This window comes from Mycobacterium sp., assembly GCF_049608025.1.
Lineage (GTDB): Bacteria > Actinomycetota > Actinomycetes > Mycobacteriales > Mycobacteriaceae > Mycobacterium.
In genome coordinates, this window is record NZ_JBMYXC010000055.1 from 1 (window position 1) to 20,979 (window position 20,979).

The following is a 20,979-nucleotide window of genomic DNA, read 5'->3' on the forward strand; positions in this document are numbered from 1 at the left end:
TCGCTGAGCGACGACAAACACGCCGAAATCACTGGCGATGGAACCGATCGGGGCCCAACGACGTCCGCTCATACATGCTCGACGCATATCTGCGACGCCACGATGGCGTCATCACCCTGGCACAAGCCCGCGTCGCCGGCCTCAGCCACGCCGCTGTCCAGCGTCGCCTCCGGTCAGGTCACTGGGTACGGTGCGCCCGCGGCGTGTACTTCGCCGACGACCGGCCGTTCACCGACGCTGCGCGCGTACGGGCGGCGGTCTGGAGCTACGGGCCGCAGGCCGTCGGCAGCGGCCTGACAGCAGCGTGGTGGCATGGGCTCACGAAATTTGCCCCCGATGTCATCGAAATGACCGTGCCTCGAAACAGCAATGGTCGAAAACGCGACGGCTGCCGACCCCGGCGTCGGGATCTCCGCCGTTCAGACATCACGGAACTCAACGGAGTCCGGATGACCAATCTGCCGCTGACCGTCGTGGAGGCTGCTGCCAGGACCGGTGGCGGCGCCAAGCTGATGGATCGGGCGCTGCAGACCCGGATCGACCTACCGCCCCTTTGGCAGGCACACCTCCGCCACAAGGGCAGGTACGGATCCCCGCGCGCCAGGAGGCTTCTCCAAGCAGCCGACAACGGTGCCCGATCTGAGGCCGAACGGGTGCTGCACAAACTGTTGGGCGATGCGGGCATCACCGGATGGAGGGCGAACTACCGTGTCGGCGGCTACCGGGTTGACGTGGGATTCCCTCGAGAAAAGGTGGCCATCGAGGTCGACGGCTTCGCGTTCCACAGCGGCGCGGAGGAGTTCCAGGTCGACCGCACGCGACAAAAAAGAATCGTGCTCTTGCAGTGGCAGGTGCTGAGATTCACCTGGCTGGACCTTGTGGAGTACCCGGAGCGGGTGATCGCCGTCATCCGGTCGGCGATTTCGGCGTGAATCTCGTCGCTCAGCGACGACGATCACGCCGAATTCGCCCGAGAGCGGCATCCCACAGCAGGCCGGTGGTGGCGGCGAGTGCAGCGGGCTTCATCATCTCCTTGGCCATCATCGCGGTCGCAGTCGCCTTGGTACTTGGGGTCGCCTTCGACATGTGCCCGGAATCGAACGGCGGCTGCGGGTCGTACTCAATGGATAGCTGGATGGCCTTGGCTCTGGCCTCGCCGCCGATTCTGCCGGCCAGCCAAAGCCCCAGATCGATACCCGCCGAAACCCCGGCACAGGTGACGGTCTTGTCGTCGGCGAGCACGATCCGCTCGTCGTCGACGGGCACCGCGCCGAACGTCCGCAACAGCTGCACTGCAGCCCAATGCGAAGTCGCGCGCTTGCCCTCGAGCAGCCCCGCCGCGGCCAGAATCACCGAACCCGAGCACACCGAGGCCGTCCACGTCGACGTCTGATGTGCGCTACGCACCCAGTCGAGCACTTTCTCGTCTCGGGCGTGCGCCATCGTGCTGAACCCGCCCGGAACAAGAACGATGTCGGGCGCAGGTGTTTCGTCGAACGAATGCGTGGCACCGACGAGCAGCACCGCGGAGTCCGCCGCGATCGGCCCCGGCTCGTGCCACACCAACCGAACCTCAGTGTCGGGCAGCCATCGCAGGCTCTCGTAGGGACCAATGAAGTCCAGCGCGGTGTAGCCCGGGTACAGCACTATCGCTACCTGCATGGTTGATCTCCTTCGGTCAGAGCGCCGCGCGCGGTCGGTCGAAGCGCCGTGCGCGCCAAACCCAGTGTTGGCCAGCGAGGCGACGGCGTCCAGACCACGAGTCGCACCGGTGAAGACACATCACGACAAGAGCGGGTGGCACTCGCGCACACGCTCGATCCACCACTGCCTGCGCGCAGCCGGGGCCGCCAGCGTGGCAATGCGCGCCGGGTCGGGTCTCACCATCGCCACCGGCAGGTACCCGTCGACCGGCGTCACCGGCTCGGCGACATCCTCGACGAACAGCCCTCCGGTGCCCAGACCGCAGGCGTAGGGCAGGCCGGGCAGGCTGGCCGCGGCGATCAGTCCGGCACCGATGCCCACCGCCGAGTCCAGTGCACTGGAGACCACGATCGGGATGTCGATCTGCCCGGCGATGCCCAGCATCGCGCGCACTCCGCCCAGCGGCGCAACCTTGAGCACCGCGATGTCGGCGGCCCGCGAGCGCACCACCAGCAGCGGGTCGTCAGCCTTGCGAATACTCTCGTCGGCCGCGACGGGCACACCGACGCGGCGGCGGACTTCAGCGAGTTCGGGCACGGTCGCACAGGGTTGCTCGAGGTACTCCAGCGGGCCGTCGGCTGTGAGCTCCCCGGCCGCAGTGACGGCATCCGAGACGTTCCAGCCCCCGTTGGCATCGACCCGCACAGCCGGCACCAGCGCGCGAGCAGCGTTGACGCGCGCGACATCATCGGCCAGCGACTGTCCGCGTTCGGCGACCTTCACCTTCGCGGTGCGGACGCCGGGAAACCGGGCCAGCACCTCGGAGACCTGCGCCGCCGCGATCGCGGGCACCGTCGCGTTGATCGGGATCCGGTCACGCAGCACCTTCGGCCGAGGCCGGTAGGCGGCCTCGATGCCCGCGGCCAACCAGCGCGCCGCCTCGATGGGTCCGTACTCGAGGAAAGCGCCGAACTCGCCCCAGCCCGCCGGACCGTCGATCAGCGCGACCTCCCGAGTGGTGATACCTCGGAAGGGCACCCGCATCGGCAGAGCCACGACATGCAGTCGATCCAGGATGTCGGACAACTCCACCCGCGGTGCCGCGAAAGTCACCCGGCACTCTTCAGCAGCGCCTCAGCGGTACGCCGCCCGCTGACCAGCGCACCCTGGATCGAGGCGGTGTCACGATGGTCACCGCACACCCACAGGCCGTCGCCGACATGTACCGGACGGCGCACCGAGAGCGGCGGCGGTTGGGCCGGCAACGCAGCCGTGATCACGTGACGAGTCACCAGGGACCAGCGCGAACCGTCAGCCCCGAGAATCTCGGCGGCGTGCCGCCGCATCACCGACTCGTCGGGCGGACTGCCATCGGGCCCCTGTAGTGCCGACGCGGCGATCAGGTGCCGCCCCGGCGGGGCGTACGTGGGCGCGGCCGCGCTGATCACGGCGGCGTTGAGCACCGGTCCCGTCACGTCGGCGCGGCCGTCGACCCACAACATCGGTGGACCGGCCGGCGCATCCTCGGTGGCCCACCAGTCGGTGACCACGCCACGCATAGGCGGCGACGGCAGCCCTGCCAGACCCGTCGCGGTGACCGGATCGGCGGCAATCACCACCTGTGCTGCGCGCACCTCGCCCGCACCGTCAGCCACCAACCAGCCCTTGCCTTCGCGTTTGATCTCGACCGCTCTGCGCTGCAGGCTGATTCGGTCCGTGATCGGAGCTGCCAGTTGGCGCGGAAGAGCCTGCATCCCGTCGGCGGGCAGCGCTGGCACGCCGAGCACGAACATTCGCAGCAGTAACAACACGAACGCGTTGGAACTCACGCCGGTGCCCTCGAGGAGCACGCCTGAGAGGAAACGGTCTATCACCCGCCGCAACTCACCGTGAACCCCCGCCTCATCCAGGGCGCTACGAAACGAGGTGTCATCGCCGGTGGTCGACTTCAACGCACGGGGCCGCAGCGCGGGAGCCGCCCAGCGCGCCGCGGCTACGAGATTGCCCAGACCGAGTCCGCCGCGGGTCAGCATCGCCGGCACTTTCGCAGGAGCCCGCAATGGGTGGACCCAGATCGTTGATCCCGCGGTGCGGCGCACCGCCACACCCGGCCCGAACCCTCGCAGCTTCAAAGCTGCCACGTCCACGGCGCGCGGCAATTCCGGATAGGCCGGGTTGAGCACCTGAAAGCCCCGGTCGCAGCGGAATCCGTCGATGAGGTCGGTGCGGACTCGGCCCCCGATATCGTCGGAGGCCTCCCACACGCGAACGTCACGGCCGGCGTCGGCGAGAATGCCGGCGCAGCGCAGGCCGGCCAGTCCCGCGCCGATCACCAGCACATCGGTGTCGTCACCACTCATTGCAGCTCATGGTCTCTCGTCGTCTACGCGTCACAGAGGAGCCAGGGTCGAAAGGCCCGCTCCGTCGAGCCTATGTCGCCCCGGCGGCCGACGGTCACGAGCGACCCGTCATCGGAGGTGACGACCCGGTGACATCGGCGGGATCGCGGCGCCGGAAAAGAATCCGGGGAGGCCGCCACCGAGCCCGATCCGAGCCCGATCCGAGCCCGATCCGAGCCCGATCCGAGCCCGATCCGAACGCACCGCCACGCACCCCCATCCGAGCGCGTCCCCATCCGAACGCGCCGCAGCGACGAATCAGAATTGTGGCGAAGGTTAGGCACGGTTCGCCGCGGGTAGCCCGATGGCAGAGATAGGGAGTTTCGGTGAATCGCATCGTCAAGTTCGCAGGTCAGGTCGCCGATTCGGCGCTGTCGGTGGTAGGCATCCGCAGCGTCGAGGAACCCCACCACATCGGGCGATACTTGACCGAGAACGTGGAGATTCGCCAGTACGGCCCGCGCATTGCCGCCGAGACGACCGTCGGCGGCGACAAACAACGCGCACTGAACACCGGTTTTCGCCGCTTGGCCGGCTACATTTTCGGCGCCAACCATCGCGAGGCGCAGATCGCGATGACTGCGCCGGTTGTCCAGCAACCGTCCCGCGGCGAGGACATCGCGATGACAGCTCCCGTCTCGCAGACCGGCAGCTCCGAGGCGGGCTGGACCATGCGGTTCTACATGCCGTCCAAGTGGTCGATGGAAACGCTGCCCGCCCCCGACAACGACGACGTCCGGTTGATCCGGGTACCCGCCCAGACGGTGGCGGTGCTGCGGTTCAGTGGCGACCGCGGTCCGCGGGCCATCGCAGATTGCACCGATCGGCTGATGAAGACGCTGCGCGACCACGACATCGAACCGACCGGTGAGGCTGTCGGCTGGTTCTACGATCCGCCGTGGACCCTGCCGTTTCGCCGGCGCAACGAGGTCGCCGTCGTGATCTGAGCCCGAGATCGCGGCCCCTAAATCGTGGCCCGGTCTCGACCTTCCCAATGCGGTTTGCGCAATTCCTTCTTCATGATTTTTCCGGTGGGATTGCGCGGCAACTCGTCGGTGATGTCGACGGACTTCGGGCACTTATAGGCAGCAAGACGTTCGCGGGCGAACGCGATCAGGTCGGCCTCGCCGGCCTCGCCCTCGACCACCACAACAGCCTTGACGACCTCGCCCCACTTCTCATCGGGCACGCCGAAGACCGCCACCTCCACCACCGCGTCGTGCTCGGCGAGGACCCGCTCCACTTCGATGGAGTAGATGTTCTCTCCACCGGAGATGATCATGTCCTTCAGGCGATCCTCCACGAAGATGTAGCCCGCCTCGTCGACCCGTCCAACATCACCGGTGCGAAACCAGCCGTCCTCGGTGATGCACTCGGCGGTCGCCTCGGGCTTGTTGTGGTAGCCCTTCATCAATTGCGGCGACCGGAACCACAATTCACCCTGCTCGCCGGCGGGGACGTCTTTGAGCGTGTCGGGTTCCACCACGCGCACCTCGGCGTTGGGTACCAGCGTGCCCGCACTCGTCAGGCGCTCCGGGTGATCCTCGGCCCGGTGCGCCTCGGGCATCAGGTGGCTGATCACCCCACACAGCTCGGTCAGCCCGTAGGCCTGGATGAAGTCGGTGTTCGGCCAAGCCTTCAGCGCCGCGCGCAGCAGCGGCAGCGGCATCGGCGAGGCACCGTACCCGTACGTCTTCAGCCCACTGAACAGCTTCACTGCGTCCTCGCCGGACTCCAGCACCTTGGCCAGCACGGCGGGCACCAGGAAGGTCCGATTGGCACCCTTGAGGATCGCCCCGGCCAGCGCTGCCCCATCGACATCGCGCGTCATCACGCTCGGAACACCGTCGTGGATGCCGAACTGCGCGTATGAGGAGCCGCCGACATGGAACAACGGCATCGACACCATGTTCTTGTCGCCCTCATCGAATTCGAAACCCTCGTGGGCGTTGACGGTGTGGGCGATCAAATTGGTCTGCGTCAGCTCGACGCCTTTCGGCCGTCCCGTCGTGCCCGAGGAGTACATGATGATGGCGACGTCACCTGGGTCGACGTCCTCGCTCCGCCCGGTCGGCGTCGCCGCCGCCAGCAACGCCTCGTACTCGTCGTCCCCCTCGGGCGTAACAGAGATGACATGCTCGAGGTGGACGAGTTCGTCGCGGATCTTGTCGATCGCGGGCTGGAATTCCTTTCCGACGATCAGCACCTTGGCGCCCGAGTCGTTGAGAACGTAGTCGAGTTCGTCGGCGGCCAGCCGGAAGTTGATGATCGCGGTCGCGGCGCCGAGCGACGCAGCGGCGAAGGTCATCTCGATGCAGGCCGGGTGATTCTTGTCGAGGAACGCCACGACGTCGCCGCGCCGCACACCCCGCTCGGTGAGCACACCCGCCAGCCGACGGACCCGTTCGTTCCACTGCGCCCAGTTCCAGGACCGCTCAAGGTAGTCCACGGCTTCGGCATCCGGCGTGCAGCGCGCCCAGTGCGCGATGCGCTCATCGAGAAATCGGGGTTCGGGCAGATCGGCCATGGCCAAAAGCGTGCCACGCCGCCGGTCGCTGCTGTCCGATTTCGAGCAATCCTGCAAGTGCGATTCGTCTCCAGGCGCTCCGAAAAAGCATTCCAGCAGCACGCCCCGGAGAGCAGACCTGCCCCAATGCATTTTCGGCGGCGTCCGCCGGCAGTTTCGCCGGGACCGCCATGACCCGAACTGGAACACGTTCTAGTCTGGAGCCCATGAGCGACTTGCTACGGCATCCCCTGCACTCCGGCCACCTCACCGTCGGCGCTCTGAAGCGCCACAAAGACCGGCCGGTGCTGTTCCTCGGCGAAACCACCATGACCGGCGGTGAGCTCGCCGATCGGATCAGCCAGTACATTCAGGCCTTCGAAGCGCTGGGGGCCGGGACGGGCGCGGCGGTCGGGCTCCTTTCTCTGAACCGACCGGAAGTGCTGATGATCATCGGTGCGGGCCAGACACAGGGTTTCCGGCGTACAGCGCTACACCCGCTCGGCTCACTGGACGATCACGCCTATGTGCTGTCCGACGCCGGGGTGAGCACACTCATCATCGACCCGAATCCGATGTTCGTCGAGCGCGCGCTGGGTCTGATGCAGAAGGTGGAATCACTCAGCCAGATCCTGACGATCGGCCCGGTGCCCGCCGAGCTCAGCGACGCCGGCGTCGCAGCGGTGGACCTCAGCGCCGAGGCGGCGAAGTACCCGTCCATGCCGCTGGTCGCAGCCGACCTGCCGCCCGATCACATCGGTGGGCTGACCTACACCGGCGGCACCACGGGCAAGCCGAAGGGGGTTATCGGAACCACGCAGTCCATCACAACGATGACCACAGTGCAGTTGGCCGAGTGGGAGTGGCCGCAGAATCCGCGCTTCCTGATGTGTACGCCGCTCTCGCACGCGGGTGCGGCGTTCTTCACCCCGGTGATCGTCAAGGGTGGCGAGTTGATCGTGCTGCGGAAGTTCGACCCGGCCGAGGTGCTACGAGTCATCGAGGAGCAGCGAATCACCGCGACGATGCTGGTGCCCTCGATGATGTACGCGCTGATGGATCACCCCGATTCGCACACCCGCGACCTGTCTTCGCTGGAGACGGTGTACTACGGGGCTTCGGCGATGAATCCGGTGCGGCTGGCCGAGGCGATCCGTCGGTTCGGCCCGATCTTCGCGCAGTACTACGGGCAGTCCGAGGCGCCGATGGTGATCACCTACCTGTCCAAGGCTGAGCACGACGAGAAGCGTCTGACCTCGTGCGGACGCCCGACGCTGTTCGCACGCACCGCGCTGCTGGGCGAGGACGGAACGCCGGTGCCGCAGGGCGAAGTCGGCGAAATCTGCGTATCCGGTCCGCTGTTGTCGGGCGGATACTGGAACCTGCCGGAGGAGACGTCGAAAACATTTCACGACGGATGGATGCACACCGGTGATCTGGCGCGCGAGGACTCCGACGGGTTCTGGTACATCGTCGATCGCACCAAGGACATGATCGTCACCGGCGGTTTCAACGTCTTTCCGCGCGAGGTGGAAGACGTTGTGGCCGAGCATCCTTCGATCGCTCAGGTGTGTGTGATCGGCACCCCCGACGAGAAGTGGGGCGAAGCGGTGACGGCCGTGGTGGTGCTGCGGCCCGAGATACCGTCCGACACCGCCGCCGTTGCCGCCATGACCGCCGAAATCCAAGCGTCGGTGAAGGAACTCAAAGGTTCGGTGCAGTCACCCAAACAGGTGATCGTGGTGGACTCGCTGCCGGTGACCGCCCTGGGTAAGCCGGACAAGAAGGCGGTACGGGCCCTGTTCTGGAAGGGCGCCGAGCGGACCGTCGGGTGAGGAGGTGCTCGCCATCGCGGTTCGAGGCGCTGGCCGGGCGACTGGCCGGGCGCCGGCCGGTCTTTGGCTTCGATAACGTTAGCCTTCGTGAGCAATCCGTTCGATGCCAGCCTGTGGGAGCCGGTGGTCGGCTTCGAGGGCCTGACCGACATCACCTACCACCGACACGTCGCCGACGGCATCCGCAAGCCGACGGTGCGGGTGGCGTTCGACCGACCCGAAGTGCGCAATGCCTTCCGTCCGCACACCGTCGACGAGTTGTACCGCGTCCTAGACCACGCCCGGATGTCCTCCGACGTCGGCGTCGTGTTGCTGACCGGCAACGGACCCTCACCCAAAGACGGCGGGTGGGCGTTCTGCTCGGGCGGCGACCAACGCATCCGCGGCCGCAGCGGATACCAGTACGCCTCGGGTGAGACGGCCGAGACCCTGGATCCAGCTCAGTCGGGCCGACTGCACATCCTCGAGGTGCAGCGACTGATCCGGTTCATGCCCAAGCCCGTCATCTGCGTGGTAAACGGGTGGGCCGCCGGCGGCGGGCACTCGTTGCACGTGGTGTGCGACCTGACGTTGGCCAGCCGGGAGCACGCCCGGTTCAAGCAGACCGATGCCGATGTCGGCAGCTTCGACGGCGGCTACGGCAGCGCCTACCTGGCGCGTCAGGCCGGGCAGAAGTTCGCCCGGGAGATCTTCTTCCTGGGTCGCACCTACACCGCCGAGCAGATGCAGGCGATGGGCGCGGTCAACGAAGTCGCCGAGCACGCCGAACTGGAGAATGTTGCGCTGCAGTGGGCCGAGGAGATCAACGGCAAGTCGCCGCAGGCGATCCGGATGCTGAAGTACGCCTTCAACCTGCCCGACGACGGCCTGATGGGACAGCAACTGTTCGCCGGAGAGGCGACGCGGCTGGCCTACATGACCGACGAGGCAGTCGAGGGCCGTGATGCGTTCCTGGAGAAGCGCGACCCGGACTGGACGCCGTTCCCACGCTACTTCTGAGGCTTCTGACGCGTTTTCGGTGCACTTCGTCACGGTGAGGGTGACCAACTGCACCCAAATCACAGCGGTCGGGCGAAATAGACTCGCTATCCATGACGAGCAGGAAGCCCTTGCAGCAACTATCCGCCCGGGTCGTACTGGCCAGCATGCGACCACCTCTCATCCCCCGGCTGCTGCAGTCCCGGCGCACCCAGGCCAGCGTCGAACTCAAGGGCAAACGCATCCTGCTGACCGGCGCCTCCTCGGGCATCGGGGAGGCCGCCGCCGAGAAGCTGGCCGCCAGCGGCGCCACCGTGGTGGTGGTCGCCCGCCGCAAAGACCTTCTCGACGCCCTTGTCGCGCGCATCGCCGAAGCCGATGGCCCAGGCAGCCCTCCAGCCCGCGCCCACGCATGTGACCTGTCCGATCTCGACGCGGTCGACGACCTCGTCGCGAAGGTCGAGGCCGAGTTCGGCGGCATCGACATCCTGGTGAACAACGCGGGCCGCTCCATCCGTCGGCCGCTGGCAGAGTCGCTGGAACGCTGGCACGACGTCGAGCGCACGATGGTTCTCAACTACTACTCACCGTTGCGGCTGATCCGGGGGCTGGCCCCGGGAATGATCGAGCGTGGCGACGGCCATGTCATCAACGTATCCACCTGGGGTGTCAAGACCGAGTCTCCGCCGCTGTTCGGCGTATACAACGCGTCGAAGGCGGCGCTGTCGTCGGTCAGCCGCATCCTCGAGACCGAGTGGAGCGACAAGGGCGTTCACTCGACGACCCTGTACTACCCGTTGGTGAAAACTCCGATGATCGCCCCGACCCGCGCCTACGACGGTCTGCCCGGGCTGTCCGCGGAGGAGGCTGCGGGTTGGATCGTCACCGCCGCCCGCCATCGGCCGGTGAGCATCGCGCCGCGGATCGCCATGACCGCCCACGCGATCAACAGCATCGCCCCCGCGGCGGTCGACGTGCTCATGAAGCGTCAGCGGATGCAGCCCAAAGAAGGATGACGGCCCGCGACGGCGGCGAGAGCGTGTTCCCGATCGAGACCGGGAACGTCCTGCTCGACCATCCCGGCGTGATAGACACAGAACCATGGAGATCCTGGCCAGCCGCGTGCTGTTCCGGCCGGCCGACTACCGACGGTCGGTGGCCTTCTACCAGGACGGGATCGGCCTGGCGATCGCGCGGGAATACCCAGGCGGAACCGTTTTCTATGCCGGCCAGTCACTGATCGAGTTGGCCGGACACGGCGCCCCGGAGCACACCATCCCAGCGTTTTGCGGCGCACTATGGCTTCAGGTCCGGGACCTGCAGGCCACCCAGGCAGAGCTACGACTGCGCGGAGTCGAGATCGCCCGCGAGGCCCGTCGAGAACCCTGGGGGCTGCACGAGATGCACGTCGTCGACCCCGACGGCGTAACCCTGATCTTCGTGCAGGTGCCCGAGGACCACCCACTGCGCCGCGATACCCGCGACTGAGTTCAGCGCACGAACACCGCTACTCACCAACCGGTGAACGGGTATTCGCGCTCACGCACCGCCGCCGATCCGCTGCGGTCGGCCCGTCGAGAAGGAGAGGTCAACCAATGGCCATTCTCCGTCCCGCCGCCATCCAGTCAGGGCCCGCAGCGTTGTCGGCGTTGACCGCCATTCACGACATCCTCGACGGCCGCACCACCGTGCTGCCGGTGCCCGCCGATGACCCCGAGCAAACCTCAATGCTGACAACGGCATTGCGCGCCGGCGCAGAGATCGACGACGACATAGCCGTGGTGCTGTCGACCTCGGGGACTACCGGTCCTCCCAAGGGTGCCTTGCTGACCGCGCGGGCGCTGGTGGCCAGTGCCGAGGCAACTCATCGCCGGCTCGGCGGTCAGGGCCGCTGGCTACTCGCCTTGCCCGCCCATCACGTGGCCGGTTTTCAGGTACTGGTCCGCAGCGTCGTCGCAGGCCACGATCCCGTCGCGGTGCCATCCAGCGTCGACGCGGCCGACCTGGTCGCCGCGGTCGCCGCTTTGGGTTCCGGCCGACGGTACGCATCCCTGGTGGCGGCCCAATTGGACAAGGCGCTGGGGCACCGGCCCGCCACCCGGGCGCTGGCCGAGCTGGACGCCGTCCTTGTCGGCGGTGGCCCGATGCCGACCCGAATCGCGCAAAAGGCTGCCGCCGAGGGAATTTCAGTCGTCAGGACATACGGAATGAGCGAGACGGCGGGGGGCTGCGTATACGACGGCCGAGCCCTGGAGGGTGTCGATGTGCGCGCCGACCCCAACGGCAGGATCTCCCTCGGTGGGCCGACCGTCGCCTCCGGCTATCGCAACGCCGTGACGCCCGACCCATTCGCCGAACCCGGCTGGTTCCGCACCGACGACGTCGGCAGGATCGACGATTCAGGATTCCTCACGGTCCTGGGTCGCCTGGACGACGCGATCAGCACCGGCGGGCTCACCGTGTTGCCCCAACTGGTCGAGGCCGCGGTGGCAACCCATCCCGCTGTCGCCGAGTGCGCGGTGTTCGGCACCGACGACGAGCGACTCGGCCAGCAGGTGGTTGTCGCCGTAGTCGTCGAGCCCGGCTCGACGGTCACGTTGCCCGAGCTGCGCGCTCACGTCACCGGCTCACTGCCCTCGACCGCGGCGCCACGGCGGCTGCACATCGTCGACACGCTTCCGAGGCGAGGTATCGGAAAGGTGGATCGCAGCGAGCTCGCGCGGGTGTTCGGCTCAGCACAGCGGTAGCACTCTCCGAGCGCGCGGGCACAGCCGCCATGGGCGCACAACCGAGAAGTGACACCCATTCGGTCGCCGGTACCGTAGCGGCCACCAGCGCGCGCAAATGTACGCATTGATCCGGCGCGTCGCGTGCCAACACGCGCGCTGGCGGAGAGTAGGGCCCCGGGAAGGACGCGGAGAGAGGGCCGCGGGAAGGACAGTGGATGCCCATCGGTCGCAAGGAGGCCGTCGCGGTCGGCGCCGCGGTGATTCTCGTCGTCGCAGCGTTCGTCATCCCGCACCTCGACCTGAGCGTCACCCCGCTGATCAACGCCAGCCCTGAACGCTTCCGCACCTTCGCCGGCACCGCGCCGATCTTCGGCTGGTGGAACGCTCACGTCGGCCCGGGCACCGTCCCCGCGATCATGATCGCCGTTGCAGCAGTGCTCTGGGGGCCGGCGCTCGCGCAGCGCGCGGGCTGGCGCTGGCTACCGTGGGCATCGTGGGCGGTGTCCTGCGCGTGGGCATTCAGCCTGGCCATGGTCGACGGCTGGCAGCGCGGGTTCGCGGGCAGGCTGACCGCGCGCCACGAGTACCTGCGCCAGGTCCCGAGCGTCACCGACATCCCCGAGGCACTACGCACGTTCTCCAGCAGAATTCTTGACTTCCAGCCCGATTCCTGGATAACCCATGTGTCTGGGCACCCGCCGGGCGCCCTTCTGACGTTCGTCTGGCTGGACCGCATCGGGTTGAGCGGCGGAGCATGGGCAGGCCTGCTGTGCCTGCTGGCCGGTTCCAGCATCGCGGCCGCGATCGTCGTCGCGGTGCGCGCACTGGCAGACGAGGACACCGCCCGACTGGCGGCACCATTCGCAGCGGTGGCACCCACCGCCATCTGGATCGCGGTGTCCGCCGACGGCTACTTCGCCGGAGTCGCAGCCTGGGGCATCGCGCTGCTGGCCCTGGCGGTCACCGGAAACGCACGGCAGCCGATGCTGGCCGCCGTCGGCTCCGGACTCCTGCTGGGCTGGGGCATCTTCCTCAACTACGGGCTGGCGCTGATGGCCCTGCCCGCGCTCGCGGTGCTACTCAGCGCACCTGGCTGGCGCACCGCGCTGGCCGCCCTCGTACCCGCGCTGCTGGCCGCGCTGGGGGTGGCAATCGTCTTCCTCGCGGCTGGATTCTGGTGGTTCGACGGATACCTGCTGGTGCAGGAGCGCTATTGGCAGGGCATCGCCAACGACCGTCCGTTCCAGTACTGGGGCTGGGCCAATCTCGCCTCAACGGTGTGCGCCATCGGGCTGGGCAGCGTGGCCGGAGTCGCCCGAGCCTTCGATCTCGCGGCGATCCGGCGTCGCTCCGGGCTGCACCTGCTGGTGCTGGGGGCGCTGCTGGCAATCCTGTTCGCTGACCTGTCCCGGCTGAGCAAGGCCGAGACCGAGCGCATCTGGCTGCCGTTCACAGTCTGGCTCGTCGCGGCTGCCGCGCTGCTTCCTCGCCAGTCACACCGATGGTGGCTGGCTCTCAACGTGACCGGGGCCCTGGCGATCAACCACCTGATCTTGACGAACTGGTAGCCGCGGTCCCCGCAGTGCGGTCATCACCTCGCAGCGAGGCTGGCGACGACCCGTTTGCCGATGCGATGCACGCCCGACACCGCCAGGCCGACATCGGCGGCCAGCGAAGGAACGGAGTCGATTCCCACCGACGCCCAGCGGAACCATGGACCGACCGTCTGCGACGACTCCAACCGAACCCAACTGACGTCGACTCCTGTTGTCGTCGTGTCGAATTCGGCGACGCACTGTCCACCGCGGCACAATAATTCAGCCGCTCTGCGCAGAACCCTGCTCGGATCGCCGCCCAACCCGACGTTGCCGTCGGCCAGCAGGACGGTGCGCCAGCGCCCAGCGCCCGGCAGAGGTTCGAAGACGTCACGACGCAGTGCCGGTGCACCGCTGCTGCGCGCCAGCTTCACCGCGGTCGCGGACAGGTCGACGCCCAGCGCCGGGACACCGCGCTGCACCAGATGCGCGACCAGACGTCCCGGACCGCAACCGAGATCGATGGTCGGCCCCTGGCACATGGCGACCACCGCGTGGTCGAATCGGGCGTCCGCGCCGCGCCCACCCAGCCAGCTTCGCACCGGAAGCTTCTTCACCCGCCCGTCGTCGTGTCGGACCCAGCACCGCTCGCCATCCAGCGCGCGCTCGTACATCTGGCCGAACATCAGGCCCTCACCTGCGCGGTGATGCGGCTGAACCGGGAATCGGGCAGGCAGGCGCGGCGCACCACATCGACATCATCGAGGGTGTCGACGTCGGCGAGTTCGCTGAGCAGTTTCACGGTGATCCCAGTGTGCAGGAGAGCCGCCCGGGTTTCAGCGCCAGTCTCGGGTGCAGACATCGGCACGCTGCGCAGGCATTCCGCAGTTGCGGCGTCGGTGACGCCCAGCACCCACCATCCACCGTCACGAGCCATGCCGAGAACGGCTTCATTGTCGACCAGAGACTGCGCGCACCGACCGATCAGCTCCGCAGTCACCTGCGGGGTGTCCATGCCGATCTGCAGCACGGGCAGCCCACCGGTCACCGCAGCGGTATCCAGATGAGCGTTGGCGAGTCGATCTGCGAAGTCGTCGCCGCGTTGCGGGACGACGACGAAATCAGCCAGCCGAGAACGGATCTCGTCTGATCGCTTGGCATCGTCGAGGTTTCCGGTCAGGGCCACCACCCGGGCCGCTACCTGGCTGCCGGCGACCGCGTCCAGGGTGTCCAACAGCGCTGCGGCGGCGATGTCGGCGGCCAGGTCATTGCCCACGGCGGCCGCCAGTCGGGTCTTGGCGAGGCCGGGCACCGGCGCCTTGGCGACCACCAGCACACTCACCGGTATCACGAGATCACCCGCCAGAAGTCCAGGGCGGCGGTGGCACTGCCCCGGACCGAGCCGCTGACTTTGGACGCACCCCCGGTGCGGGGCCCGTAGACGACATCGCGTTCCACCACCGTCCAGCCTGCCTGGGCGGCTCGCACGAGCAACTCCAGCGGGTAGCCCGAGCGCCGGTCCGTCACTCCGAGCGACAGTAACGCCTCCCGGCGCGCCACCCGCATCGGTGCGATGTCGTGGACTTGCAGTCCGTATCGCGTGCGTAGCCGCCAGCACACCGCCGCGGTGCCCAGCCGCGCATGCCACGGCCAGTTGAGTCCGGGCGACGCGCGGCGCCGTCCGATCGCCAGGTCGGCACCGCGTTCTAGATCATCGACCAGGGCGGGAAGCGCCCCGGGGTCCAGCGAGCCGTCCGCGTCGAGCACCGCCACGATCGGCGTCGTCGCCGCCACCACGCCGGCGTGCACCGCGGAGCCGTAGCCCGGTCTGGCTTCGGCGACGACCTCGGCGCCGTGTCGGCGCGCCACCGCTGCGGTGTCGTCGGTGCTGTTGTTGTCGACTACCAGTGCTGTGTATCCGGCCGGCAGGGCCGTCAGAACCCCGGGCAGTGATGCCTCCTCGTCGAGGCACGGGAGCACCACCGTGACCGGACAGTCGGGCATATCGGCATACGTTAGGTGATATTCCCTGGTGAAGCGAGTTCCGGTGCTGACGACTCGGTGACGTGGGCCCAGCTGGCAGCGGCTTGGGACTAACCTAGGTCTGGTGACCCGAGTCCTGATTGCCGACGACGACGGCATCGTCCGCGATGTCGTGCGCCGATATCTGGAGCGCGACGGACTCGAGGTGTCGATCGCGCACGACGGCAACGAGGCGTTGCGGCTGCTCGGCTCCCAGCGTATCGACGTGGCCGTGCTGGATGTGATGATGCCCGGTCCGGACGGACTGTCGTTGTGCCGCAGTCTGCGGCAGCGGACCGACAACGGTGGCTACGGGGTACCGGTGATCCTGCTGACCGCCCTCAGCGAGGAAGAAGACCGCATCGCCGGGCTCGAGGCGGGCGCCGATGACTACCTGACCAAACCGTTCAGCCCCCGCGAGCTCGCACTGCGGGTCCGATCGGTGTTGCGACGCAAACCCTCACCCGCGGGTGTGCAGCCTCTCGATATCACGGCCGGCGACCTCACGGTGTCGACCGCGTCGCGCACCGTCACGATCAACGACCGGCCGGTCAGCCTCACCAATCGAGAGTTCGACCTGCTGTTGTTCTTTCTCACCCACGCAGACACCGTCTTCACCAGGGAGGACCTTCTCCGGCAGGTGTGGCGGTGGGATTTCGGAGATCTGTCCACGGTGACGGTGCACGTCAAACGGCTGCGCTCCAAGCTCGGCGACCGGCATCGGGTACGGACCGTGTGGGGCCGGGGCTACATGTGGACGTCCGATCGCGCGAGCGTTGGGCGGCCGGATGCCGACGACTGACTTCTGGGAGATCGTCGGCTGGGCCATGGCCTGCTCGGTACCCGTCGTCCTGATCGGTGCCCTGGTCATCCGGCTCGCGCGGTCGTGGTCGCTGGCGGTGAGCATGGTGGCCCTGGTGCTGATTCCGGTGCTGGGCACCTTCACCGGGGTGCTGGGTGCCAGCGGGTTCATGGTCACCGAGACCTTCGAGCAGACCGCCGTCGTGCTGGTCGTCGTTTCCATCGTGACCGTTCCCGCAGCCGTCATGCTGGGCCGCTACCAAGCCCGGCGCACCGTCTGGGAGGCCGAGATCCGCGACTCCGAGCGCGCCGCGGAACACTCGCGCCGGCGCCTGGTCGCCTTTGTCAGCCATGACCTGCGCACCCCGCTGGCCGGTATCCGCGCGGTGTCGGAAGCGATCGCCGACGGTGTCGTCCCCGAGGACGAGGTGCAGGTGCACGCCAAACACATCGAGCACGAGTCGATTCGGCTTTCCGAGATGGTCGACGACCTGTTCGAGATGTCGAAGATCAACGCGGGCGCCCTGAACCCCTCATTCGACAAAGTCGCGCTCGACGAGGTGGTCGACGACGTGCTCGCGGCGCACCGGATCGCCGCCGAACGCGCCGGGGTGCAACTCAGTGCCGATCTTCCCGAACAGCCGGTGCGGGTGGTCGGCAGTGACCGCGCTCTGGTTCGAGTGCTCTCGAACCTGGTGGCCAACGCTATCGCCCACACGCCCACAGGCGGCAGCGTCGAACTGGCGCTGGGTGCCGACCGGGACAGCGCGTGGGCCCGCGTGGACGACACCGGGGTGGGCATCGACGAGGCGGACCTACCGAGGGTTTTCGACGTCGCCTACCGCGGCTCGAACAACCGCGTGCCGCGCGAGGATTCGTCGTTGCCGAGCGGTTCGGGCCTCGGGCTGGCGATTGCCGCGGGGCTGGTTCAGGCCCACCGCGGCACCCTGTCGGCGCACAATCTGCCCACGGGCGCACGCTTCGAGGTCCGACTGCCGCTGGCCGGCGACTGAGGTCATCTACCGGCAGGAGTCGCTGCGTGTTAAAGGGCTGATTTCACAGCCCGCAATGCTGTGACGTGGAGCGGGTTTGGTCAGTCGGGCAGGGAGTTGCTGAGCCGCTCAGCGGCAGCGACGTAGTCTTCGATGAACTCTCGAACGACTTCACGTGCGGGCCTCACCTTGTTCATCAGGCCGACGCCCTGCCCGACGAAATAGGTCGCCAGCTCCTTGGCCCCCTCGTGCCCCTGCGAGGCCAGCACGTCGATCCGGCGGATCACCGGCTCGCACAGCATCGACTGGAGCGGCAGGGGCAGCGGCTGGTGTCCGTCGGCGTGGGGCGCCCATGCGTTCGTCCATCCGGACACCAGCTGACGCGACGGCTTGCCGGTGCGGCCCGCCGATCGCACGGTGTCTCGGGAGGTGGCGGCCAGCATCTTGGCCACCGTATGTGGCGCCGTCTCGGCCTCCTCGGTGGTGAGCCACACCGAACCGGTCCACGCACCCGCCGCGCCCATCGCGACCATGCCGGCCATCTGCGAACCGGTGACTATCCCGCCGGCGGCCAACACTGGAACGGAGCTGCCCGCAGCCTCGAGGGCGTGCAGCACTTCGGGGACCACGACCAGCGTGCTGACCTCACCGCAGTGCCCCCCGGCCTCGGTGCCCTGCGCGACGATGAGGTCCACCCCCGCGGCGACCTGTTTGACGGCGTGCTCCTTGGCGCCGACCAGCGCAGCAACCGGGATGCCACGCTGTTTCCCGGCCTCGATCATGTAGTCCGGCGGTACGCCCAACGCGTTGGCGATCAGCTTGACCGGGTGGGTGAGCGCGACGTCGAGCAACTCCCCGCCGGTGTCGCCGGACAGGAAGGCACCGCCGAGTCGCCGGCGGGGCTCAGGTTCGATGTCGTGGGCCGCCAACAACTGATCGACCAGGTCACGGTGCCCCTGCGGAATTCGGTCGGCGAGATCGCTGCCGGATAGCTTCTCCCCTTTGCCCTCGAACTTGGCGGGCACGATCAGGTCTACTCCGTACGGTTTGCCGGCGACCGCGTCGTCGATCCAGGCCAGCTCCTGATCCAACTGCCCTGGCGTGTATGCGGTCACGCCCAGCACACCAAACCCGCCCGCGTTGGTGACCGCAGCCACCACGTCACGACAGTGACTGAACGCGAAGAGGGGGAAGTCGATTCCGAACTGCTCGCAGATGTCCACCCCACCAGTATCACCCCCCGCGATTTGGGTGCAGTTCGTCACGCTCAGAGTGACGAACTGCGCCCAAATCCCCGGAGCGGGGCGGTGGCGAACTCGCGCAATCCTTCGCTTGGGTCGATGACGGCCCGAAAACCGAGCCTTTCAGCGGCCTTGGCCGGGTCGGCAACAATGTGGCGGACGTCGCCATCGCGGTACTGACCGGTGATCACCGGCGCTGCGATGGCCAGGTCACTACGTGCCCGACACAGCGCCGAGGCCACGTCGAGGATCGACACCGGCATGCCTGAGCAGACATTAAAGGCATTGAAGGCGCCGAAGCCGTCGAACCCCTCCGGTCCCGCCTCGACCGCCGCCACGTTCGCCGCGGCAACGTCGTCGACGTGAACGAAGTCGCGCATCTGCCCACCGTCTTCGAAAACCTTTGGAGCATCTCCTGATTCGAGGGACGACCGGAAGATCGCCGCGACCCCCGAATAGGGAGTATCGCGAGGCATGCCGGGGCCGTAGACGTTGTGGTAGCGCAACGCTGTGGCGACGCCGCCGGCAGCCTCGGCCCAGGCCAGCGCGTAATGCTCCTGCGCGGCCTTACTGGCCGCGTACAGGCTGCGCGGCCGCACCGGCGAGTCCTCGCCGACCAGCTCCCACCGGACCTGCTCACCGCCGATCGGGCAGCGGTGGTCGAACACCCCGCTGTCGAGATCCTCACGCCGCCGCGGCAGCGGGTCAACCGAACCGTGCTCGGGGCAGGCGTACCCGCCCTGCCCGTAGACCACCATCGATGAGGCGAGCACCAATCGCCGACAGCCCGCGGCGAACATCTCGGCGAGTAGCACCGCGGTGCCGAAGTCGTTATGGGAGGCATAGGAGGGGCTGTCGGCGGCGTCCACGCCGGCCCCCACCACGGCCGCCTGGTGGCACACGACGTCCACCCCGGCGAGCACGTCGGCGAGCGCGGTGGAATCACGGACGTCGACCCGGCGCACTCCGGCGGGCAACACCGCATCCGCACCGTGCGCCGCGGGGAGCATCGCGTCGACGGCGACGACATCGTGGCCCGCGGCGGTCAACCGGGCGTGGATGCGGGTGCCGATGAACCCTGCTGCACCCGTCAGCAGCACCCTCATGGCAGGACGATCGGCAGGGTGACTCCGTCGTGCGGCAGGCAGTGCGTGCAGGTGGAAATGCCCGATGTTGCCGCTGCACGTTCGATGGCCTCATGCAGCAGCTGCTTGAAAGGCACCAGGTTGCGCTCGAATTCGGCGAACACATCCACCGCCCGCACTCCCTGCCCGGCGTCGATGCCCGCATCCAGATCCGTCACCAAAGCGATGGCGGCATAGCACATTTCGAGTTCCCTCGCCAAGACCGTCTCGGGGTATCCCGTCATGTTGATCAGCCGGAAACCCTGGCCCGCGTACCACCGACTCTCCGCGCGGGTGGAGAACCGCGGTCCTTGGATCACCACCATCGTGCCGCCGTCGACCACCCCGGGCAGGCTGGTCGCCGCCGCCCGCAACGACGGACAGTATGGATCGGCGAACCCGACATGGACGGCACCGGAGTCGAAGTAGGTGTCGGGCCGGCCCGATGTCCTGTCGACCAGTTGGTCAGGCACCGCCATGGCTCCGGGACCGAGGTGCGGGTCGAGGCTGCCCACGGCGCATGGCCCGAAGATGCGCCGCACGCCGGCCGCGCGTAACGCCCACATGTTGGCGCGGTAGGGCACCGTGTGAGCCGAAAACTCATGGTTGACACCGTGCCTGGGCAGAAACGCCACCTCGTGCTCGCCGACGGCTCCGACGGTGACCGGAGCACTGGGCGGGCCGTACGGCGTGTCCAGATTGACTTCCCGCGCATCAGGTCCGAAGAAAGAATAGAAACCGCTGCCGCCGACGATGCCCAACATCCGACCATTGTGGATCATCGAGCTGTCAACTCGTACATGCCCTTGCTGCAACGTGCATGCGTTTCTGTTTCCCGGTGTGCAAACCAAAGTCGATTGGGGGTCGATGCTTGTTTCTGGCGACACCCCGACGCGGGACAACTACGTGCGCGGCACGACCCGCGACGTGGTACCCGGCATCGGAGCCACCCGCGGTATTCGACCCGAGCGTTGACCCAAGGGTCGGCTACTGTTCGTCGGGCTCGCCTTCGAGTCGCCGCGACGCTCGCCGGGCCCCGTCGCGAATCTCGAACACGTCGGTCGCGAGCCCACCGATGGCGTTCGCGACATCCTTGACCGCGCTGGTGATGATCGAGGTCACCTCACCGACCGTCGATGCACCGGACCCGACGATCTCCTGCACCGCATCCTT

The 20,979-nt window shown here is 67.7% G+C and carries 21 protein-coding genes; 10 read left to right on the forward strand and 11 right to left on the reverse strand.

Translation table 11 applies throughout. The features are described from left to right. Nucleotides 1–74 precede the first annotated feature (74 nt). On the forward strand, nucleotides 75–932 hold the full coding sequence (locus tag ACPGXI_RS15040; RefSeq protein WP_526654326.1) for a PDDEXK-like endonuclease domain-containing protein: 858 nt from the start codon (nucleotides 75–77) through the stop codon (nucleotides 930–932). Between the two features lie 10 nt (nucleotides 933–942). Here the strand turns inward: ACPGXI_RS15040 and ACPGXI_RS15045 are convergent, their stop codons facing one another. From ACPGXI_RS15045 to ACPGXI_RS15055, 3 genes are all read right to left on the reverse strand, one after another. Beyond that, a complete protein-coding gene (locus ACPGXI_RS15045; protein WP_526654288.1) occupies nucleotides 943–1,662 on the reverse strand; it encodes a DJ-1/PfpI family protein in 720 nt (239 codons plus the stop codon). 120 nt (nucleotides 1,663–1,782) lie between these two features. After that, nucleotides 1,783–2,736 (reverse strand): o-succinylbenzoate synthase, encoded by a 954-nt coding sequence (locus ACPGXI_RS15050; RefSeq protein WP_526654328.1) that lies wholly within the window; start codon nucleotides 2,734–2,736, stop codon nucleotides 1,783–1,785. Between the two features lie 17 nt (nucleotides 2,737–2,753). Then, nucleotides 2,754–4,004 carry a flavin monoamine oxidase family protein gene (locus tag ACPGXI_RS15055; RefSeq protein WP_526654290.1) on the reverse strand — a complete coding sequence of 417 codons (1,251 nt, stop codon included), beginning with the start codon at nucleotides 4,002–4,004 and terminating at the stop codon, nucleotides 2,754–2,756. 365 nt (nucleotides 4,005–4,369) lie between these two features. On the opposite strand from ACPGXI_RS15055, the gene ACPGXI_RS15060 reads away from it, so the two are divergent. Next, nucleotides 4,370–4,990: a GyrI-like domain-containing protein gene (locus ACPGXI_RS15060; protein ID WP_526654292.1), complete on the forward strand. Its 621-nt coding sequence runs from the start codon at nucleotides 4,370–4,372 to the stop codon at nucleotides 4,988–4,990. 17 nt (nucleotides 4,991–5,007) lie between these two features. On the opposite strand, the gene ACPGXI_RS15065 is transcribed toward ACPGXI_RS15060, so the two are convergent. Next, nucleotides 5,008–6,570, reverse strand: coding sequence for a long-chain-fatty-acid--CoA ligase (locus tag ACPGXI_RS15065; protein WP_526654294.1), 1,563 nt, complete (start codon nucleotides 6,568–6,570; stop codon nucleotides 5,008–5,010). A gap of 170 nt (nucleotides 6,571–6,740) precedes the next feature. On the opposite strand from ACPGXI_RS15065, the gene fadD8 reads away from it, so the two are divergent. The 6 genes from fadD8 (at nucleotide 6,741) to ACPGXI_RS15095 (ending at nucleotide 13,659) form a co-directional block, all read left to right on the forward strand. Continuing rightward, the gene (fadD8, locus tag ACPGXI_RS15070; RefSeq protein WP_526654296.1) at nucleotides 6,741–8,384 is read left to right on the forward strand and encodes a fatty-acid--CoA ligase FadD8; all 1,644 of its coding nucleotides are present in this window, start codon (nucleotides 6,741–6,743) and stop codon (nucleotides 8,382–8,384) included. Nucleotides 8,385–8,471: 87 nt separating this feature from the next. Then, nucleotides 8,472–9,383 (forward strand): 1,4-dihydroxy-2-naphthoyl-CoA synthase, encoded by a 912-nt coding sequence (locus ACPGXI_RS15075; protein WP_526654298.1) that lies wholly within the window; start codon nucleotides 8,472–8,474, stop codon nucleotides 9,381–9,383. 92 nt (nucleotides 9,384–9,475) lie between these two features. Next, a complete protein-coding gene (locus ACPGXI_RS15080; RefSeq protein WP_526654300.1) occupies nucleotides 9,476–10,378 on the forward strand; it encodes an SDR family oxidoreductase in 903 nt (300 codons plus the stop codon). Nucleotides 10,379–10,463: 85 nt separating this feature from the next. Beyond that, nucleotides 10,464–10,850: a VOC family protein gene (locus ACPGXI_RS15085; protein WP_526654302.1), complete on the forward strand. Its 387-nt coding sequence runs from the start codon at nucleotides 10,464–10,466 to the stop codon at nucleotides 10,848–10,850. A gap of 107 nt (nucleotides 10,851–10,957) precedes the next feature. Continuing rightward, the gene (gene menE / locus ACPGXI_RS15090; RefSeq protein WP_526654304.1) at nucleotides 10,958–12,109 is read left to right on the forward strand and encodes an o-succinylbenzoate--CoA ligase; all 1,152 of its coding nucleotides are present in this window, start codon (nucleotides 10,958–10,960) and stop codon (nucleotides 12,107–12,109) included. Nucleotides 12,110–12,306: 197 nt separating this feature from the next. Then, nucleotides 12,307–13,659 (forward strand): hypothetical protein, encoded by a 1,353-nt coding sequence (locus ACPGXI_RS15095; protein WP_526654306.1) that lies wholly within the window; start codon nucleotides 12,307–12,309, stop codon nucleotides 13,657–13,659. A 23-nt stretch (nucleotides 13,660–13,682) separates the two neighbouring features. On the opposite strand, the gene ACPGXI_RS15100 is transcribed toward ACPGXI_RS15095, so the two are convergent. From ACPGXI_RS15100 to ACPGXI_RS15110, 3 genes are read right to left on the reverse strand one after another with little or no spacing between them, the layout of a single operon-like run. Next, nucleotides 13,683–14,312, reverse strand: a complete 630-nt coding sequence (locus ACPGXI_RS15100) for a methyltransferase domain-containing protein (protein WP_526654308.1) — start codon at nucleotides 14,310–14,312, stop codon at nucleotides 13,683–13,685. Continuing rightward, nucleotides 14,312–14,977 (reverse strand): TIGR04282 family arsenosugar biosynthesis glycosyltransferase, encoded by a 666-nt coding sequence (locus tag ACPGXI_RS15105; RefSeq protein WP_526654310.1) that lies wholly within the window; start codon nucleotides 14,975–14,977, stop codon nucleotides 14,312–14,314. Before ACPGXI_RS15105 ends, ACPGXI_RS15100 begins: the two co-directional genes overlap by 1 nt. Beyond that, nucleotides 14,974–15,630 carry a glycosyltransferase family 2 protein gene (locus tag ACPGXI_RS15110; RefSeq protein WP_526654312.1) on the reverse strand — a complete coding sequence of 219 codons (657 nt, stop codon included), beginning with the start codon at nucleotides 15,628–15,630 and terminating at the stop codon, nucleotides 14,974–14,976. The genes ACPGXI_RS15105 and ACPGXI_RS15110 overlap by 4 nt, the downstream gene beginning before the upstream one ends. Before the next feature lie 103 nt (nucleotides 15,631–15,733). On the opposite strand from ACPGXI_RS15110, the gene ACPGXI_RS15115 reads away from it, so the two are divergent. Next, entirely contained in the window at nucleotides 15,734–16,450 is a 717-nt protein-coding gene (locus tag ACPGXI_RS15115; protein ID WP_526654314.1) for a response regulator transcription factor, read from the forward strand. After that, nucleotides 16,437–17,462, forward strand: coding sequence for a sensor histidine kinase (locus ACPGXI_RS15120; protein WP_526654316.1), 1,026 nt, complete (start codon nucleotides 16,437–16,439; stop codon nucleotides 17,460–17,462). The genes ACPGXI_RS15115 and ACPGXI_RS15120 overlap by 14 nt, the downstream gene beginning before the upstream one ends. An 80-nt stretch (nucleotides 17,463–17,542) precedes the next feature. Here ACPGXI_RS15120 and ACPGXI_RS15125 read toward each other — a convergent pair whose 3' ends face one another. From ACPGXI_RS15125 to ACPGXI_RS15140, 4 genes are all read right to left on the reverse strand, one after another. Beyond that, nucleotides 17,543–18,664 (reverse strand): NAD(P)H-dependent flavin oxidoreductase, encoded by a 1,122-nt coding sequence (locus ACPGXI_RS15125; protein WP_526654318.1) that lies wholly within the window; start codon nucleotides 18,662–18,664, stop codon nucleotides 17,543–17,545. 44 nt (nucleotides 18,665–18,708) lie between these two features. Continuing rightward, nucleotides 18,709–19,788, reverse strand: coding sequence for an NAD-dependent epimerase/dehydratase family protein (locus ACPGXI_RS15130; protein WP_526654320.1), 1,080 nt, complete (start codon nucleotides 19,786–19,788; stop codon nucleotides 18,709–18,711). After that, nucleotides 19,785–20,570, reverse strand: a complete 786-nt coding sequence (locus ACPGXI_RS15135) for an S-methyl-5'-thioadenosine phosphorylase (protein ID WP_526654322.1) — start codon at nucleotides 20,568–20,570, stop codon at nucleotides 19,785–19,787. Before ACPGXI_RS15135 ends, ACPGXI_RS15130 begins: the two co-directional genes overlap by 4 nt. A gap of 223 nt (nucleotides 20,571–20,793) precedes the next feature. After that, a partial coding sequence (locus tag ACPGXI_RS15140) for a hypothetical protein (RefSeq protein ID WP_526654324.1) occupies nucleotides 20,794–20,979 on the reverse strand: 186 nt, incomplete at its 5' end.

Excerpts from the sequence above, each read along its gene's own strand:
- ACPGXI_RS15040 (WP_526654326.1), top strand. The coding sequence starts at position 75 with ATGCTCGACGCATATCTGCGACGCCACGATGGCGTCATCACCCTGGCA.
- ACPGXI_RS15045 (WP_526654288.1), bottom strand. The coding sequence starts at position 1,662 with ATGCAGGTAGCGATAGTGCTGTACCCGGGCTACACCGCGCTGGACTTC.
- ACPGXI_RS15055 (WP_526654290.1), bottom strand. The coding sequence starts at position 4,004 with ATGAGTGGTGACGACACCGATGTGCTGGTGATCGGCGCGGGACTGGCC.
- ACPGXI_RS15065 (WP_526654294.1), bottom strand. The coding sequence starts at position 6,570 with ATGGCCGATCTGCCCGAACCCCGATTTCTCGATGAGCGCATCGCGCAC.
- fadD8 (WP_526654296.1), top strand. The coding sequence starts at position 6,741 with ATGACCCGAACTGGAACACGTTCTAGTCTGGAGCCCATGAGCGACTTG.
- ACPGXI_RS15080 (WP_526654300.1), top strand. The coding sequence starts at position 9,476 with ATGACGAGCAGGAAGCCCTTGCAGCAACTATCCGCCCGGGTCGTACTG.
- ACPGXI_RS15085 (WP_526654302.1), top strand. The coding sequence starts at position 10,464 with ATGGAGATCCTGGCCAGCCGCGTGCTGTTCCGGCCGGCCGACTACCGA.
- menE (WP_526654304.1), top strand. The coding sequence starts at position 10,958 with ATGGCCATTCTCCGTCCCGCCGCCATCCAGTCAGGGCCCGCAGCGTTG.
- ACPGXI_RS15095 (WP_526654306.1), top strand. The coding sequence starts at position 12,307 with ATGCCCATCGGTCGCAAGGAGGCCGTCGCGGTCGGCGCCGCGGTGATT.
- ACPGXI_RS15100 (WP_526654308.1), bottom strand. The coding sequence starts at position 14,312 with ATGTTCGGCCAGATGTACGAGCGCGCGCTGGATGGCGAGCGGTGCTGG.
- ACPGXI_RS15110 (WP_526654312.1), bottom strand. The coding sequence starts at position 15,630 with ATGCCCGACTGTCCGGTCACGGTGGTGCTCCCGTGCCTCGACGAGGAG.
- ACPGXI_RS15120 (WP_526654316.1), top strand. The coding sequence starts at position 16,437 with ATGCCGACGACTGACTTCTGGGAGATCGTCGGCTGGGCCATGGCCTGC.
- ACPGXI_RS15130 (WP_526654320.1), bottom strand. The coding sequence starts at position 19,788 with ATGAGGGTGCTGCTGACGGGTGCAGCAGGGTTCATCGGCACCCGCATC.
- ACPGXI_RS15135 (WP_526654322.1), bottom strand. The coding sequence starts at position 20,570 with ATGTTGGGCATCGTCGGCGGCAGCGGTTTCTATTCTTTCTTCGGACCT.